The 14,323-nt window shown below is 67.0% G+C and carries 14 protein-coding genes; 5 read left to right on the forward strand and 9 right to left on the reverse strand.

Annotation, left to right across the window (positions count from 1 at the left end; genetic code table 11):
- Window positions 1-202: 202 nt before the first annotated feature.
- The 6 genes from AC1DKV_RS18795 to AC1DKV_RS18820 all read right to left on the reverse strand — a co-directional run bounded on the left by AC1DKV_RS18795 (window position 203) and on the right by AC1DKV_RS18820 (window position 6,324).
- The gene (locus AC1DKV_RS18795) at window positions 203-1,933 is read right to left on the reverse strand and encodes an ABC transporter substrate-binding protein (protein ID WP_477137820.1); all 1,731 of its coding nucleotides are present in this window, start codon (window positions 1,931-1,933) and stop codon (window positions 203-205) included.
- 156 nt (window positions 1,934-2,089) lie between these two features.
- Window positions 2,090-2,398, reverse strand: a complete 309-nt coding sequence (locus AC1DKV_RS18800; protein ID WP_477137770.1) for a DUF2160 domain-containing protein — start codon at window positions 2,396-2,398, stop codon at window positions 2,090-2,092.
- Window positions 2,399-2,408: 10 nt separating this feature from the next.
- The gene (locus AC1DKV_RS18805) at window positions 2,409-3,230 is read right to left on the reverse strand and encodes a carbohydrate ABC transporter permease (RefSeq protein ID WP_477137771.1); all 822 of its coding nucleotides are present in this window, start codon (window positions 3,228-3,230) and stop codon (window positions 2,409-2,411) included.
- Window positions 3,223-4,107, reverse strand: a complete 885-nt coding sequence (locus AC1DKV_RS18810) for a carbohydrate ABC transporter permease (RefSeq protein WP_477137821.1) — start codon at window positions 4,105-4,107, stop codon at window positions 3,223-3,225. Before AC1DKV_RS18810 ends, AC1DKV_RS18805 begins: the two co-directional genes overlap by 8 nt.
- A gap of 5 nt (window positions 4,108-4,112) precedes the next feature.
- Window positions 4,113-5,219 carry an ABC transporter ATP-binding protein gene (locus AC1DKV_RS18815; protein WP_441624014.1) on the reverse strand — a complete coding sequence of 369 codons (1,107 nt, stop codon included), beginning with the start codon at window positions 5,217-5,219 and terminating at the stop codon, window positions 4,113-4,115.
- Between the two features lies 1 nt (window position 5,220).
- On the reverse strand, window positions 5,221-6,324 hold the full coding sequence (locus AC1DKV_RS18820; RefSeq protein WP_441624016.1) for an ABC transporter ATP-binding protein: 1,104 nt from the start codon (window positions 6,322-6,324) through the stop codon (window positions 5,221-5,223).
- Window positions 6,325-6,492: 168 nt separating this feature from the next.
- Between AC1DKV_RS18820 and AC1DKV_RS18825 the strand changes: the two genes are divergently transcribed.
- Window positions 6,493-7,260, forward strand: a complete 768-nt coding sequence (locus AC1DKV_RS18825; RefSeq protein WP_441624018.1) for a DeoR/GlpR family DNA-binding transcription regulator — start codon at window positions 6,493-6,495, stop codon at window positions 7,258-7,260.
- A 130-nt stretch (window positions 7,261-7,390) separates the two neighbouring features.
- On the opposite strand, the gene purU is transcribed toward AC1DKV_RS18825, so the two are convergent.
- Window positions 7,391-8,257, reverse strand: a complete 867-nt coding sequence (gene purU, locus AC1DKV_RS18830) for a formyltetrahydrofolate deformylase (RefSeq protein WP_477137772.1) — start codon at window positions 8,255-8,257, stop codon at window positions 7,391-7,393.
- 29 nt (window positions 8,258-8,286) lie between these two features.
- A complete protein-coding gene (locus tag AC1DKV_RS18835; RefSeq protein WP_477137773.1) occupies window positions 8,287-9,174 on the reverse strand; it encodes an NUDIX hydrolase in 888 nt (295 codons plus the stop codon).
- Window positions 9,175-9,231: 57 nt separating this feature from the next.
- Here AC1DKV_RS18835 and glpK point away from each other — a divergent pair, with 57 nt between their 5' ends.
- The 4 genes from glpK to AC1DKV_RS18855 all read left to right on the forward strand — a co-directional run bounded on the left by glpK (window position 9,232) and on the right by AC1DKV_RS18855 (window position 13,373).
- Window positions 9,232-10,806: a glycerol kinase GlpK gene (gene glpK, locus AC1DKV_RS18840; protein ID WP_477137774.1), complete on the forward strand. Its 1,575-nt coding sequence runs from the start codon at window positions 9,232-9,234 to the stop codon at window positions 10,804-10,806.
- 93 nt (window positions 10,807-10,899) lie between these two features.
- Window positions 10,900-12,504: a glycerol-3-phosphate dehydrogenase/oxidase gene (locus tag AC1DKV_RS18845; protein ID WP_477137775.1), complete on the forward strand. Its 1,605-nt coding sequence runs from the start codon at window positions 10,900-10,902 to the stop codon at window positions 12,502-12,504.
- A gap of 31 nt (window positions 12,505-12,535) precedes the next feature.
- On the forward strand, window positions 12,536-12,910 hold the full coding sequence (locus tag AC1DKV_RS18850; RefSeq protein WP_477137776.1) for an MliC family protein: 375 nt from the start codon (window positions 12,536-12,538) through the stop codon (window positions 12,908-12,910).
- Between the two features lie 76 nt (window positions 12,911-12,986).
- Window positions 12,987-13,373: a hypothetical protein gene (locus tag AC1DKV_RS18855; RefSeq protein WP_441624030.1), complete on the forward strand. Its 387-nt coding sequence runs from the start codon at window positions 12,987-12,989 to the stop codon at window positions 13,371-13,373.
- A 665-nt stretch (window positions 13,374-14,038) separates the two neighbouring features.
- Here the strand turns inward: AC1DKV_RS18855 and AC1DKV_RS18860 are convergent.
- Window positions 14,039-14,314, reverse strand: a complete 276-nt coding sequence (locus AC1DKV_RS18860; protein WP_441624032.1) for a hypothetical protein — start codon at window positions 14,312-14,314, stop codon at window positions 14,039-14,041.
- Window positions 14,315-14,323: the final 9 nt, after the last annotated feature.

Below are 14,323 nucleotides of genomic sequence, written 5' to 3' on the forward strand. Positions count from 1 at the left end.
GAATATTATCTACTGGTAGATAGATAGTCAAGGAGTTTTCAGAAGAATCTTTGGATGGGGCTTGCGCGTCTGCAATGGCGCACTTTTGCACGAATGCTGTCGCGCCTCCCCGCCATCCCCCAAAAAAAGCGGCGCAACCGACTGCGTTGCGCCGCCCGGCCGGACCAGGACGCCTGCCGCGTCCTGCCGGTTCACACCGTGCCTACCTGACCTTGCCTTCCTTCCAGGCCTGCAGCAGCTTGTCGTAGGCGATGGTCTCGCCCTTCGGTTTCTCGTTGGCCAGCTTCTTCCACGGCGCGTGCTCGTCCGACAGCCACTTGGCGGGATCGCTCTTGGGATTGAGCTTGGGCGCGCAGTTGCTCATGCCGGCGCGCTGCAGCCGTCCCATCACCTGGTCCATCTCGTCGGCCAGGTTGTCCATCGCGGCCTGCGGGGTCTTCTCGCCGGTCACGGCGGTCGCCACGTTCTTCCACCACAGCTGCGCCAGCTTCGGGTAATCCGGCACATTGGTGCCGGTCGGCGTCCAGGCCACGCGTGCCGGGCTGCGGTAGAACTCGATCAGGCCACCGTACTGCGCCGCGTTCTTGGTGAGGTAGTCGTGGTGGATATCGMTGTCGCGGATAAAGGTCAGGCCGGTGAGCGACTTCTTCAGCGACACCGTCTTCGAGGTCACGAACTGCGCGTACAGCCACGCCGCCGCGAGCCGGTTGGCATCGGTGTTCTTGAAGAAGGTCCAGGAGCCCACGTCCTGGTAGCCGTTCTGCATGCCCTGCTTCCAGTACGGGCCGTATGGCGACGGCGCCATGCGCCACTTGGGCGTGCCGTCGGCGTTGACCACCGGCAGGCCCTTCTTGGTCATGTCGGCGGTGAACGCGGTGTACCAGAAGATCTGCTGCGCKACCTGCCCTTGCGCCGGCACCGGGCCGGCTTCGGAGAAGGTCATKCCCATGGCCTGCGGCGGCGCGTACTTCTTCATCCAGTCGATGTACTTGGTAAGCGCATAGACCGCGGCCGGGCTGTTGGTGGCGCCCCCGCGCGACACCGAGGCGCCCTCCGGCGTGCACTTGTCCGCGCCGACGCGGATGCCCCACTCGTCCACCGGCATGCCGTTGGGCAGGCCCTTGTCGGCCGCGCCCGCCATCGATAGCCACGCGTCGGTGAAGCGCCAGCCCAGCGACGGGTCTTTCTTGCCGTAGTCCATGTGGCCAAAGACCTTCTTGCCGTCCAGCTCCTTCACGTCATTGGAGAAGAAGTTGGCGATGTCCTCGTAGGCCGACCAGTTGGTGGGCACGCCGAGGTCATAGCCGTACTTCGCMTTGAACTTGTCCTGCAGGTCCTTGCGCGCGAACCAGTCGGCGCGGAACCAGTACAGGTTGGCGAACTGCTGGTCGGGCAACTGGTAGAGCTTGCCGTCGGGCGCCGTCGTGAACTTCGTGCCGATGAAGTCCTTCACGTCCAGGTCGGGATTGGTCCATTCCTTGCCGGCGCCGGCCATGTAGTCGGTCAGCGGCAGGATGGCGCCGTAGCGGTAGTGCGTGCCGATCAGGTCGGAGTCGGAGATCCAGCCGTCATAGATGGACTTGCCGGACTGCATCGAGGTCTGCAGCTTCTCCACCACATCGCCTTCCTGGATGATGTCGTGCTTGACCTTGATGCCGGTGATCTCCTCGAACGCCTTGGTCAGCGTCTTGGATTCGTACTCGTGGGTGGTGATGGTTTCCGAGACCACGCTGATCTGCGTGACGCCCTTGGCCTTGAGCTTGGCGGCGGCGTCGATGAACCACTTCATTTCGGCGAGCTGCTTGTCCTTGGAGAGCGACGACGGCTGGAATTCGCTGTCGACCCACTTCTTGGCCTCCGCCTCGCCTGCCCATGCGGCATGGCCGCAGACAAGCGCCGCCGCGCAGKCCATGGCCGTCATKCCCAATTTCACGTGCACCTTCATGAACGTCTCCTCGAGAATCCCCCTCCCTGCTCTTTGTCTGGGTTGCGGTCCGGGGAAGGTGCAGGCCGCCATGCCCATTGACGAGATTTCCGTCGCTTTATTCCTGTCGTCGCGCTGCTCCCGTCCTGGCTTGTTCCACCAGCATCAGCCCTTGCGCATCACCAGTGCCAGCACCAGCATCGAAGTCACGAAGCTGATCCAGATCGACGGTTCYTCSGCCAGCSMRAACCAGGYCWSCATCTTCTCGCCCAGCCCYACCCASGCCAGGTTGATCCACGCGGCGMACATCAGSCCGATGAACAGGCGGTCGCCGCGCGTGGTGGCGATGGGCAGGAAGCCCTTGCGCTCCAGCGTGGGTGMGCGCGCCTCCCAGACCGTCATGCAGATCAGCATCAGCACCACGCAGATGAAGAACACGGCCACCGGGGTGGTCCAGACCATCCAGCTCAGCATGCACTCCCCCTTACACGCGGCCCATCGCGAAGCCCTTCGCGATGTAGTGCCGCACAAACCAGATCACGATGCCGCCCGGCACGATGGTCAGCACCCCCGCCGCGGCCAGCACGCCCCAGTCCATGCCCGAGGCCGAAACCGTGCGCGTCATGGTGGCGACGATCGGCTTGGCGTTGACCGAGGTCAGCGTGCGCGCCAGCAACAGTTCCACCCAACTGAACATGAAGCAGAAKAACGCGGCCACGCCCACGCCCGCCTTGATCAGCGGCAGGAAGATGGTCAGGAAGAAACGCGGGAACGAGTAGCCGTCCACATAGGCGGTCTCGTCGATCTCGCGCGGCACGCCGGACATGAAGCCCTCCAGGATCCATACCGCCAGCGGCACGTTGAACACCAGGTGCGCCAGCGCCACCCCCAGGTGCGTATCCATCAGGCCGATGGTCGTATAGAGCTGGAAGAACGGCAGCAGGAACACCGCCGGCGGCGTCATGCGGTTGGTGAGCAGCCAGAAGAAGACGTGCTTGTCGCCGATGAACTGGTAGCGCGAGAACGCATAGGCCGCGGGCAGCGCCACCGTGATCGAGATCACGGTGTTCATCGCCACGTAGATCATCGAGTTGATATAGCCGGAGTACCACGACACATCCGTGAAGATGGTCTTGTAATGCTCCAGCGTGAAGTCGTTCGGCCACAGCGACAGCGTGGAGACGATCTCCTCGTTGGACTTGAACGACATGTTCAGCATCCAGTAGATCGGCAGGATGGCGAACACCAGGTAGACCAGGAGAAAGACCGCGCGGCCGTAGGTCGCGCGCTGCTGGGCGTCACGCATGGGGCATGTCCTCGCTGCCGGCGGTGCCCGCGCGCTGCATCCAGTTATAGAGGATGAAGCACATGAGCAGGATKATGAGGAAGTAGACGATGGAGAACGCCGCGGCCGGGCCCAGGTCGAACTGGCCCACGGCCTTCTGCGTCAGGTACTGTGACAAGAAGGTGGTGGCGTTGCCCGGCCCGCCGCCGGTCAGCACGAAGGGCTCGGTGTAGATCATGAAGCTGTCCATGAAGCGCAGCAGCACCGCGATCATCAGCACGCCGCGCAGCTTGGGCAGCTGGATATAGCGGAACACCGCCAGGCGCGAGGCGCCGTCGATCTGCGCAGCCTGGTAGTAGGCGTCGGGGATCGCGCGCAGCCCGGCGTAGCACAGCAGCGCCACCAGCGGCGTCCAGTGCCACACGTCCATCACCAGCACCGTGACCCAGGCGTCCAGCGCACTGCCGGTGTAGTTGTAGTCGAAGCCCATGCCGGCAAGCGCCGCGCCTAGCAGGCCGATGTCGGTGCGCCCGAAGATCTGCCAGATGGTGCCCACCACGTTCMACGGGATCAGCAGCGACAGCGCGATCACCACCAGCACCGCCGAGGCCTTCCAGCCCCTGGCCGGCATCGACAATGCCAGCAGGATGCCCAGCGGGATCTCCACGGCCAGCACGGCGAGCGAGAAGCCGAGCTGGCGCAGCAGCGCATCGTGCAGCTCGCCGTCGCGCAGCACGGTGCGGAACCACTCGGTGCCGACGAACACGCGCCGCTCGGGCGAAATGATGTCCTGCACCGAGTAGTTGACGATGGTCATCAGCGGCAGGATGGCGGAGAACGCCACGCACAGCACCACCGGGATCACCAGCAGCCAGGCCTTCTGGTTGACGGGCTTCAGCGTGCTCATGCCACCAGCTCCTCGTTGACGTAGTAACAGGTATGACGGTTGAACACGGACAGCCACACGGTCTGGCCCTGCGCCAGCCCGGCGGCCTCGTTGCCGAGCCGCGCGCGGATGATGGCGGGCTCGCCGCCGGGCTCCTGCACGGTGGCGGTGACCAGCCAGTAGGTGCCGATGTCCTGTGCGCGCTCCACGCGCGCGGGCACCGCCTGCGGATCGGTGGCCGCGGCCAGGCGCAGGTACTCCGGGCGCACGCCGACCTTGAAGCCGCCGGCCGCCTGCAGCGCCGCCGCCGTCGTGGACGAGAACTCCGGCATATAGCGCCGCCCGGCGATCTCGAGGGCACCGTCGCGCCACGACCCGGCCAGGAAATTCATCCCCGGCGAGCCGATGAAGTTGCCCACGAACGTATGCGCCGGGCGCTCGAACAGGGCATCGGCCGAGCCCACCTGCACCGCCTTGCCGCGCGACATCACCAGCACCTGCTCGGCGAAGGTGAGCGCCTCGGTCTGGTCRTGSGTSACGTAGATCAGCGTSAGSCGGAAYTCGTGGTGGATCTCCTTGAGCTTGCGSCGCAACTGCCATTTCAGGTGMGGATCGATCACSGTSAGCGGCTCGTCGAACAGGATCGCSGAGACGTCCTGGCGCACCAGCCCGCGGCCCAGCGAGATCTTCTGCTTGGCGTCGGCCGCCAGCCCGCTGGCGCGCCGGTCCAGCGACGAGGAGAGATCCAGCATTTCCGCGACGCGGCCCACCCGCTCCCTGACCTGGGCCGGCGCCACGCCGCGGTTGCGCAGCGGGAAGGCCAGGTTCTCGCCCACGGTCATGGTGTCGTAGATCACCGGGAACTGGAACACCTGGGCGATATTGCGCGCCTGCGGCGTGGCCGCGGTCACGTCGCGCCCGTCGAAGGTGATGGTGCCGTGCGAGGGGCGCAGCAAGCCGGAAATGCAATTGAGCAGGGTGGTCTTGCCGCAGCCGGACGGCCCCAGCAAGGCATAGGCGCCGCCGTCGTCGAAGCTGAACTTCAGCGGCAGCAGCGCATAGTCTTCGTCCGACTGCGGGTCCGGCCGGTAGGAATGGGACAGGTCGAGGTCGATGCGCGCCATGTCAGGCTCCCTGCCCCGCGGTCACCGGCGTCGCCACCCGGAGCGGCCGGCTGGGCGCGTGGATGCGCTTGCCGGCGGCATCGAACAGGTAAAGCTGGGTCGGGTCGAGATGCAGCGTGAGCGGCGCGCCGAGCTGCAGATCCACCACCCCGGGAAACTGCGCCACCAGGTTGCCCACCGGCGAGTCCAGGTGGACGAAGGTGTCGGAGCCCGACAGCTCGGCCAGCGCMACCTTGCCGGCGAGCGGCACCGTGCCGGGCACGGCATCGAGCCGCAAGGCGCCGGCGCGCACGCCGACAGTCACCGGGCCGCCGTGGCCCGCGGCTTCCGGCAGCGGCAACGCAATGCCGCCCTGCAGGGCCACGGTGCCGGCTTTCAGCTCGCCGGACATCAGGTTCATCGGCGGATCGCTGAAGGCGCGCGCCACGCGCAGCGAGGCAGGATAGTGAAAGACTTCGGGCGTGGGTCCGTACTGCAGCAGCTCGCCGGCATCCAGCACCGCGGTATGGCCGCCCAGCAGCAGCGCCTCGGCAGGCTCGGTCGTGGCATAGATCACGGTGGCATCGCCGTGCGCGAACAGCTGCGTGAGTTCCTCGCGCAGTTCCTCGCGCAGCTTGTAGTCCAGGTTCACCAGCGGCTCGTCCAGCAGCATCAGCGGCGCGCCCTTGGCCAGCGCGCGCGCCAGCGCCACGCGCTGCTGCTGCCCGCCGGACAGTTCAGCGGGATAGCGCTCGAGCAGATGCTCGATATGCAGCCGCGCCGCCAGCGCCCGTACCTGCGCATCCATATCCTTGGCGCGGCGCAACCGCAGCGGCGAGGCGATATTGTCGAAGACCGTCAGGGATGGATAATTGATGAACTGCTGGTAGACCATGGAGACGTTGCGCTCGCGCACCGGCACGCCGGTCACGTCCACGCCGTCCACTTCGACGCGCCCGGCGCTGGGCCGGTCCAGTCCCGCCATGACCCGCATCAGGGAGGTCTTGCCGGCCTGGGTGGCCCCCAGCAAGATGGTCACTGCGCCCGCCACGGGCACCAGCGACATCGGATACAGATACGCCTGCGAACCAGCCTGCTGGGCGATGCCTTCCAATCTGAGCTGCATCGAGTCTCCGGAATTCGAATGCTCACCAAGTGTCTGCCGCATCACCTGTACGACGATGATGCAGACGCACAAATCCTTGCTTCCCGCTCGTTTTAGTGCATAAACGAACATAAAACAATCATGCACCGCATCATTTGTTTTCGTTTCTGTTTGAACTAGAATGCCGGCATGACGCTGAATCCACGCCAGACCGCCCTGCTCGAAGAGGTACGCAGCCAGGGCTTCGCTTCCATCGACGAGCTTGCGCGCAAGTTCGGGGTGACCCTGCAGACCGTGCGCCGCGACGTCAACCTGCTGGCCGAGAACGGCATGCTGGCGCGCTTCCATGGCGGCGTGCGCGTGGACGGCTCCACGGTGGAAAATATCGCCTACCGGCAGCGGCAGGTGCTCAACGCCGAAGGCAAGGCGCGCATCGCGCGCGCCGTGGCCAGCCAGGTCCCGGAAGGCTGCTCGCTGATCCTGAACATCGGCACCACGGTCGAAGAGATCGCGCGCGAGCTGATGCATCACCGCGGCCTGCGCGTGATCACCAACAACCTCAACGTGGCGAACATCCTGGCCGACAACCCCGATTGCGAGGTGATCGTGGCCGGCGGCGTGCTGCGCTCGCGCGACCGCGGCATCGTGGGCGAGGCCACGGTGGAGTTCATCAGCCAGTTCAAGGTGGATATCGGCCTGATCGGCATCTCGGGCATCGAGGCCGACGGCACGCTGCGCGATTACGACTTTCGCGAAGTGAAGGTCGCGCGGACCATCATCGAGCATTCGCGCGAGATCTGGCTCGCGGCCGATGCCAGCAAGTTCAACCGCCAGGCCATGGTGGAGCTGGCGCACCTGTCGGAGATMGACAGGCTGTTTACCGACCAGCCGCTCAAGTCACCATTCGAGCGCATGCTCGAAGACAGCGGAGTGCGTTGTGTGGTCGCGCAGGACTGAACGCGGCGGCTTGCCGCGCGTGCTGGTGCGCCCGCTGGTGCGCCCGCTGGCGCGCCCACCGATGCGCCCTGCAGGCGTCACCGGCTCGGGCGATGCCCGCGCATGTCGCGCCGGGCACGCACCGGGGGCCTTACTTGAAGACGACCGTCTTGTGGCCGTTCACGATGATACGGTGCTCGGCGTGCCATTTGACGGCGCGCGCKAGCGCCACGCACTCCACGTCGCGCCCCACCGAGGTGAGCTGCTCCGGATCCATGCTGTGGTCCACGCGCTCGATTTCCTGCTCGATGATCGGGCCTTCGTCCAGGTCTGCCGTGACGTAGTGCGCKGTGGCGCCGATCAGCTTCACACCACGGTCGTGCGCCTGGTAGTAGGGCTTGGCGCCCTTGAAGCTGGGCAGGAAGGAGTGGTGGATATTGATGGCGCGGCCGGCCAGCTTGCGGCACAGGTCGTCGCTCAGCACCTGCATGTAGCGCGCCAGCACCACCAGGTCGATGTTCTGGTCGCGCACGACTTCGAACACCTTGGCTTCCTGCGCGGCCTTCTGCTCGGCCGAGGCGTTCATCAGCGGCAGGTGGAAAAACGGGATGTCGTACGACGCGGCCAGCTGGTAGAAATCGCGGTGGTTCGACACGATGGCGGCGATCTCGACCGGCAKGCCGCTGGCCTTGGCGCGGAACAGCAGGTCGTTGAGGCAGTGGCCGATCTTGGACACCATGATCATCACGCGCGGCTTGACGCTGGCGTCGAACAATTCCCACTGCATGCCGAACTGGTCGCCCACCGGCGCGAAGGCGGCCTTCAGCGTGGCCAGGTCGGGACCGCCCGCGCTCGGCGTGAAATGCACGCGCATGAAGAAGCGGCCGGTGAACTCATCGCCGAACTGGTCGGAATCGACGATATTGCAGCCGTGCTGGAACAGCAGCCCAGAAACGGCATGGACGATGCCCGGCTGATCCGGGCAGGAAATGKTGAGAATGAATCCGGTATTGCTCATCGTGTGTTGTTCTGTCGAGTGCGCGCCGATCATGCGCGGTGGGTGCCGGGTGCGCTCCCGYCGCAGCCCCAGCCGCGGCGTTTGAGCGTATCCAGCGTCACCAGCGTCGCATCGACGGTCATGGCGCCATCCGCCATGATAGCAAGCAATGCCTCGGGCTCGATACGCCGGTGCTCGGCCACTTCGCCGTCGCGGTTATGCGGCACGAAGTCCGCGGGCAGCAACAGGTCGTACACGTACACGGCTTCCCACTGCACGCCCTCCGGGATCTCGCGCAGCACTTCGATCACGCCGTGCGCCTCGGCGCGCCGCGCCAGCGCAGGCGGGATGCCGGATTCCTCGTCGCACTCGCGCACCAGCGTGGCGAGCGGATCGCTGCCGTGCGGCATGCCGCCGGCCACCAGGTTGTCCCACATGCCGGGGTCGACCGCCTTGGCGGCGCTGCGCCGCGAGATCCACAACGCGCGCTCKCCATCGATCACGCCGTTCATGTGCGAGGCGAAAGTCAGCAAGCCGAGAAAGCGCGCGGCGGCACGCTCGATCACCGCGAACGCGGGCGCCTCCAGCGCCGGCGTCACCGCAAACAATTCATCGCGCCAGCCGCGCACATGGCCGGCGTCCGCCAGCCAGCGCGCCAGCGTGGCCAGCGCGGCGCTGCGCGCGGCAGGCTCCGTGCAGCCGGGCAGCAGCGCTGCGCCGCCGTCCGGCGCTTCCCMGAGTACCGCTGGCACGGCGGTTTGCGCGCGCAGGATCCGCGCATGCAGGCGCGGCAGCCAGCCTACGTGCCGGCCGTCCACGGTCAGCCTGAGATGGGCGCCKGCGTCGAAGCGGCTGCGCGCCGCCAGCGCGCCGGCGATGCGTGAGAGGGTCGGGGCGCCAGCGTCGCGGCGCCCGCTTTCGGGCAAGGTATCGGACATGAATGTTTCGGGCGGCCGCCACGGCGCGCCCGCGAAAATGCATCCAGGAAAAAAAGCATGAAGCAAAACCCGCCGCCGGGGCAAACCCCGGGCCAGCCACGCTACGTGCTGGCGCTGGACCAGGGCACCAGCAGCTCGCGCGCCATCCTGTTCGACCACGCCGGCAACGTGGTGCGGGTCGCGCAGCGCGAATTCCGGCAATATTACCCGCACCCCGGCCACGTCGAGCACGACCCCTACGAGATCTGGCAGTCGCAGCTGGCCGTGGCGCACGAAGTGCTGGGCGATGCCGGCGTCGCCGCCAGCCAGGTGCAGGCCATCGGCATCACCAACCAGCGCGAGACCACCGTGCTGTGGGACCGCAAGACCGGCGAGCCGGTCGGCCGCGCACTGGTGTGGCAGGACCGTCGTACCGCGCCGATGTGCGAGGCGCTGCAGGCCGAGGGACATGGCGACCTGTTCCGCGACAAGACCGGACTGATCATCGACGCCTATTTCTCCGGCACCAAGCTGCGCTGGATGCTGGACAACATCGAGGGCGCGCGCGAACGCGCGGCGCGCGGCGAACTCGCCTTCGGCACCGTGGACAGCTGGCTGATCTGGCAGCTCACCGACGGCCAGCGCCACGTCACCGATGTCTCCAACGCGTCGCGCACGCTGCTGTTCAATATCCATGACTTTGCGTGGGACGACGCCCTGCTCGGCCTGCTGGACATCCCGCGCAGCCTGCTGCCCGAGATAGTGCCCTCCAGCGGCGAGGTGGCGCGCACGGCCTTGCGCTGGTTCGGCGCCGAGATCCCCATTGCCGGCATCGCCGGCGACCAGCAGGCCGCCACCTACGGCCAGGCCTGCCTGTCGCCCGGCATGGCCAAGAACACCTACGGCACCGGCTGCTTCCTGCTGATGAACACCGGCGCGCAGCCGGTCGCCTCGCACAACCGCCTGCTCACCACCGTCGGCTGGCAACTGGGCGGTGACGCGCCGGCCGCGGGCCGCACCCAATACTGCCTGGAAGGCGGCGTGTTCATGGGCGGCGCCACCATCCAGTGGCTGCGCGACGGGCTGCAGATCATCAACAGCGCGCCGGAGGTGGAGCCGCTGGCGCGCCAGTGCGACGACACCGGCGGCGTGGTGCTGGTGCCGGCCTTCGCCGGCCTGGGCGCGCCGCACTGGGACCCGTTCGCGCGCGGCACGCTGGTGGGCATCACGCGCGGCACCGGACGGGCGCATATCGCGCGCGCAGCGCTGGAGTCGATCGCGCTGCAGAGCGTGGACGTGCTGGATGCGATGCAGAAGGATGCCGGCATCTCGCTGGCCGAGCTGCGCGTGGACGGCGGCGCCTCGCGCAGCGACCTGCTGATGCAGATGCAGGCCGACCTGCTGGGCACGGCCGTGGTGCGCCCGCGCGTGACCGAGACCACCGCGCTGGGCGCGGMCTACCTGGCAGGCCTGGCCACCGGCTACTGGAGCGGCGAAGAGGAAATCGCCAGCCAGTGGCAGGTGGAGCACCGCTTCGAACCCAATCTCGGCGCCGACGCGCGCGCCTACCAGCTGTGGCGCTGGCACCGCGCGGTGGAACGCGCGCGCGACTGGGCGCGCGAAGACGGCGCGCCGACGCGCACCACGCATTGAAGGCCCGGCAGCGGCACCTAGCCCCCGCCGGACGGCACCACACACATAGATAGCAGCACCCGCGCCAAGCGCATTCGCATCGAACAAGGAATCATGCAGAAACTGTTCTCCCCCACCCTCCCGCCAGACCGCGCCGCGCTGCTCGCCACGCTCGAGCGCGAGCCCAAGTGGGACGTGATCGTCATCGGCGGCGGCGCCACCGGTCTCGGCACCGCGGTGGACGCCGCCTCGCGCGGCTACCGCACGCTGCTGGTGGAAGCCGCCGACTTCGCCAAGGGCACCTCGAGCAAGGCCACMAAGCTGGTCCACGGCGGCGTGCGCTACCTGGCGCAGGGCAATATCAGCCTGGTGCGCGAGGCGCTGCACGAACGCGGCCTGCTGGCGCGCAACGCGCCGCACCTGGTGTGGCCGCTGGGCTTCGTGGTGCCGGCCTACCAGCTGTTCGACCAGCCCTTCTACGGCATCGGCCTGAAGGTCTACGACATGCTGGCCGGCGGACTCAACCTGTCCGGCAGCCGCTGGCTGAACCACCGCGAGACGCTGGCCGCCGCGCCGACGCTGGCCGAGCACGTGGGCGGGCGGCCGCTGCGCGGCGGCAACCTGTACTTCGACGGCCAGTTCGACGATGCCCGCCTCGCCATCKCGCTGATGCGCACGCTGTTCGACGTGGGTGGCACCGCCATCAACTACCTGCGCGTGAGCGGGCTGTCGCAGAAGAACGGCGTGATCGACGGCGTCACCGTCAAGGACGTGCTGGGCGACGCCAGCTTCGACCTCAAGGCATCCTGCGTGGTCAACGCCACCGGCGTGTGGGTGGATGCCATCCGCCAGATGGAAGACGGCCAGGCGCGCGGCATGGTGGCGCCCAGCCAGGGCGTGCACCTGACGTTGCCGCGCAGCTTCCTGCCGGGCGAACGGGCCATCCTGATTCCCAAGACCGATGACGGCCGCGTGCTGTTCGTGGTGCCCTGGAACGGCCACACCATCGTCGGCACCACCGATACGCCGCGCAAGGACCTGCCGCTGGAACCGCGCGCCGGGGCCGACGATGTCGATTTCATCCTGGAGACCGCGGCACGCTACCTGTCGCGCACACCGACCCGCGCCGACGTGACCAGCGTCTGGGCCGGCCTGCGTCCGCTGGTCAAGGCCACCGGCGAAGCCTCCACGGCTTCGCTCTCGCGCGAGCACACCATCCTGGTGTCCAAGGCCGGCCTGATCACCGTCAMCGGCGGCAAATGGACCACTTACCGCAAGATGGCCGAGGACGTGGTCGGCACCGCGATCCAGCGCCAGATGCTGCCCGCGGCGCCATGCGTGACCGGCGAGCTGCAGCTGCACGGCGCGAAGGGCCTGCCCGCGGACCTGCCGGCCCCCGGCGGCAGTTCGCCCGACCGCTACTACGGCAATGAACTCGGCATGCTGCGCGCCCTCCCCGGCAAGGAGGAAATCCTCGTGCCGGGCTCCGGCCTGAGCGCCGCCCATGTACGCTTCGCCGCGCGCTACGAGCTGGCACGGCGCGTGGAAGATGTGCTGGCGCGACGCAACCGCGCGCTGTTCCTCGAAGCCGGCGCCGCCATTGCGGCTGCGCCGCGCGTGGCGGCGATCCTGGCCGAAGAGCATGGCCACGACGCGGCCTGGCAGGCCGCGGAAGTGGAGAGCTTCCGCTCGCTGGCCAGCGGCTATATGCTGTCCTGACGCGCGCACGCCACCGCAACCAGGAGCCTCCATGCCGCTGCGTCCTCCCAGGCATTGCCTCGCGGCCGCCGCGCTGGCCGGCGCCGTTGGCGTGRCCGCCTTCCCGGCGGCTGCCAAACCCGCCATCGACGGTGTGCGTTTCGACGCGCCTGTCACCGTGCACTACCAGTGCGACGCGGGCAAGCGGCTCACCGCGCGCTACTTCAACAGCCCCGACAACCAGATCGCCATCGTGCGGCTCGACGGCAAGCCGCTGCTGTTCGTCAGCGTGCTGACCGGCTCCGGCGCCCGCTACTCGCACGGCATCCATCAATGGATCACCAAGGGCGACGAAGGCAGGCTCCAGGACCTGACGCAAGGCGACGATGCGCCCCCCGTCTATGCCAATTGCAAGGCCGTGAAATAGGCGCTCCGCTGCATAACATTGTTCGCGCGGGCCCCCGGTGAGCGATAATGCGGGTTATCGAATCAGGGAGAACACCATGGACGAGATTGATGATCTGTCCGATCTGCCGATGCCCCGCTTTATCTGGGGTTTCGCCATCTTCACGCCCAAGGGCGGCGAGGTGATGCATGACGAGTTTGAATATCTGACCCATACCCGCACCCCGCGCTTCACCTGCCGGGTGGTGGAACTGGAAGACATGCCGGCCGACAGCGAAGAAAGCGGCATCGACGGGCGTATCGTGCATTACGACGAGCCTGGCCGGCTGTTCTACATCACCGACGCCGGCCTGGCGCTGGTGAACTTCGAGCTGTTCGACAACCTGCCGGACAAGAACAAGCTCAAGAAAGTCTGCGACGAAGCCATCGAAAACTGGCTGCAGCGCCGCGATTTCCTCGAGTCAGAGGATGGCGAAGAGGCCTGAACGCCCTTTGCCAGCAGGCTGCCAGCAGGATTCCGGCAGTCACACCGGGATGACGGCCTGAGCGCCGTCATTGCCCGCGCGATGGCGCCACCCCTGCCACGCGCGCCCTTTCCCCCTCTGCTCTCCCCTTCCCCCTTCCCCCTTCGCCTTTCCCGCCAGCCCTTGCCACGCCGCGCGCCGCTGCCGGACCGTTCCGGCAATTGCTCTCGGTTGCTCTCGGCGATCGCCTGCGCCCACGTTCCGTCATCCCTGCCAGGTCAGTCCCGTCCTACAGCGCAAGGGGAAGTCGCCGGACATCGCGCGCGTTGACCGCTCCCTATATTGGAACCGTGGAAAACAGCGATAGAAAGGAAAGAAATCATGCCCTATATCCTCGCTTGGCTGCTCGGTGTCCCGGCCTTCGTGCTGCTGCTGATCTGGCTGTTCGTGCATTGATGCAACGGGAACCATGAGGCGTCTTCGCGCGCAAGGCAAGAAGACATGCAAGAGACAACAGCAACAAAAGCAAAACGCCCGCTGGCTACAGCGGGCGTTTTGCTTTGCAACGCCTGACGGGCAACCGGCGCCGGCCGGTCATGGCGCCCGATGCGTCACATCACCGGCACGCATCCTGCGATGCCAGCCACATCAATGGCTGCACCGGCGACCAACATCGGCGATGAATCTCAGGCAGACGCGGGCAATCCGCGTTCGAGCGCTTCCTTCAGCAGCCCGCTCATGCCACCCGGGTGGGCGGGCGCCAGCGCCTGCAGGCGCTTGACGATCTCGCCGTCGAGCTTGCAGGCGAACGGCACCAGGCCCTGCTCCTGGTCCAGCCGGCGCTGCTCGCGGCGATCGATCTTGGCCTGGCCGGCTTCGCGCACGCCGTGCGCGGCCGAGGACAGCTTCAGGCTATTGGCGAGCTTCAGCGCTTTGTTCTTTTCGAGGTCGGTCTTTTTCACGGCATGTTC

Source organism: Cupriavidus sp. 05T41 (assembly GCF_056396525.1).

Coding starts and splice junctions, on each gene's coding strand:
- AC1DKV_RS18855 (WP_441624030.1), top strand. CDS start 12,987: ATGGACGAGATTGATGATCTGTCCGATCTGCCGATGCCCCGCTTTATC.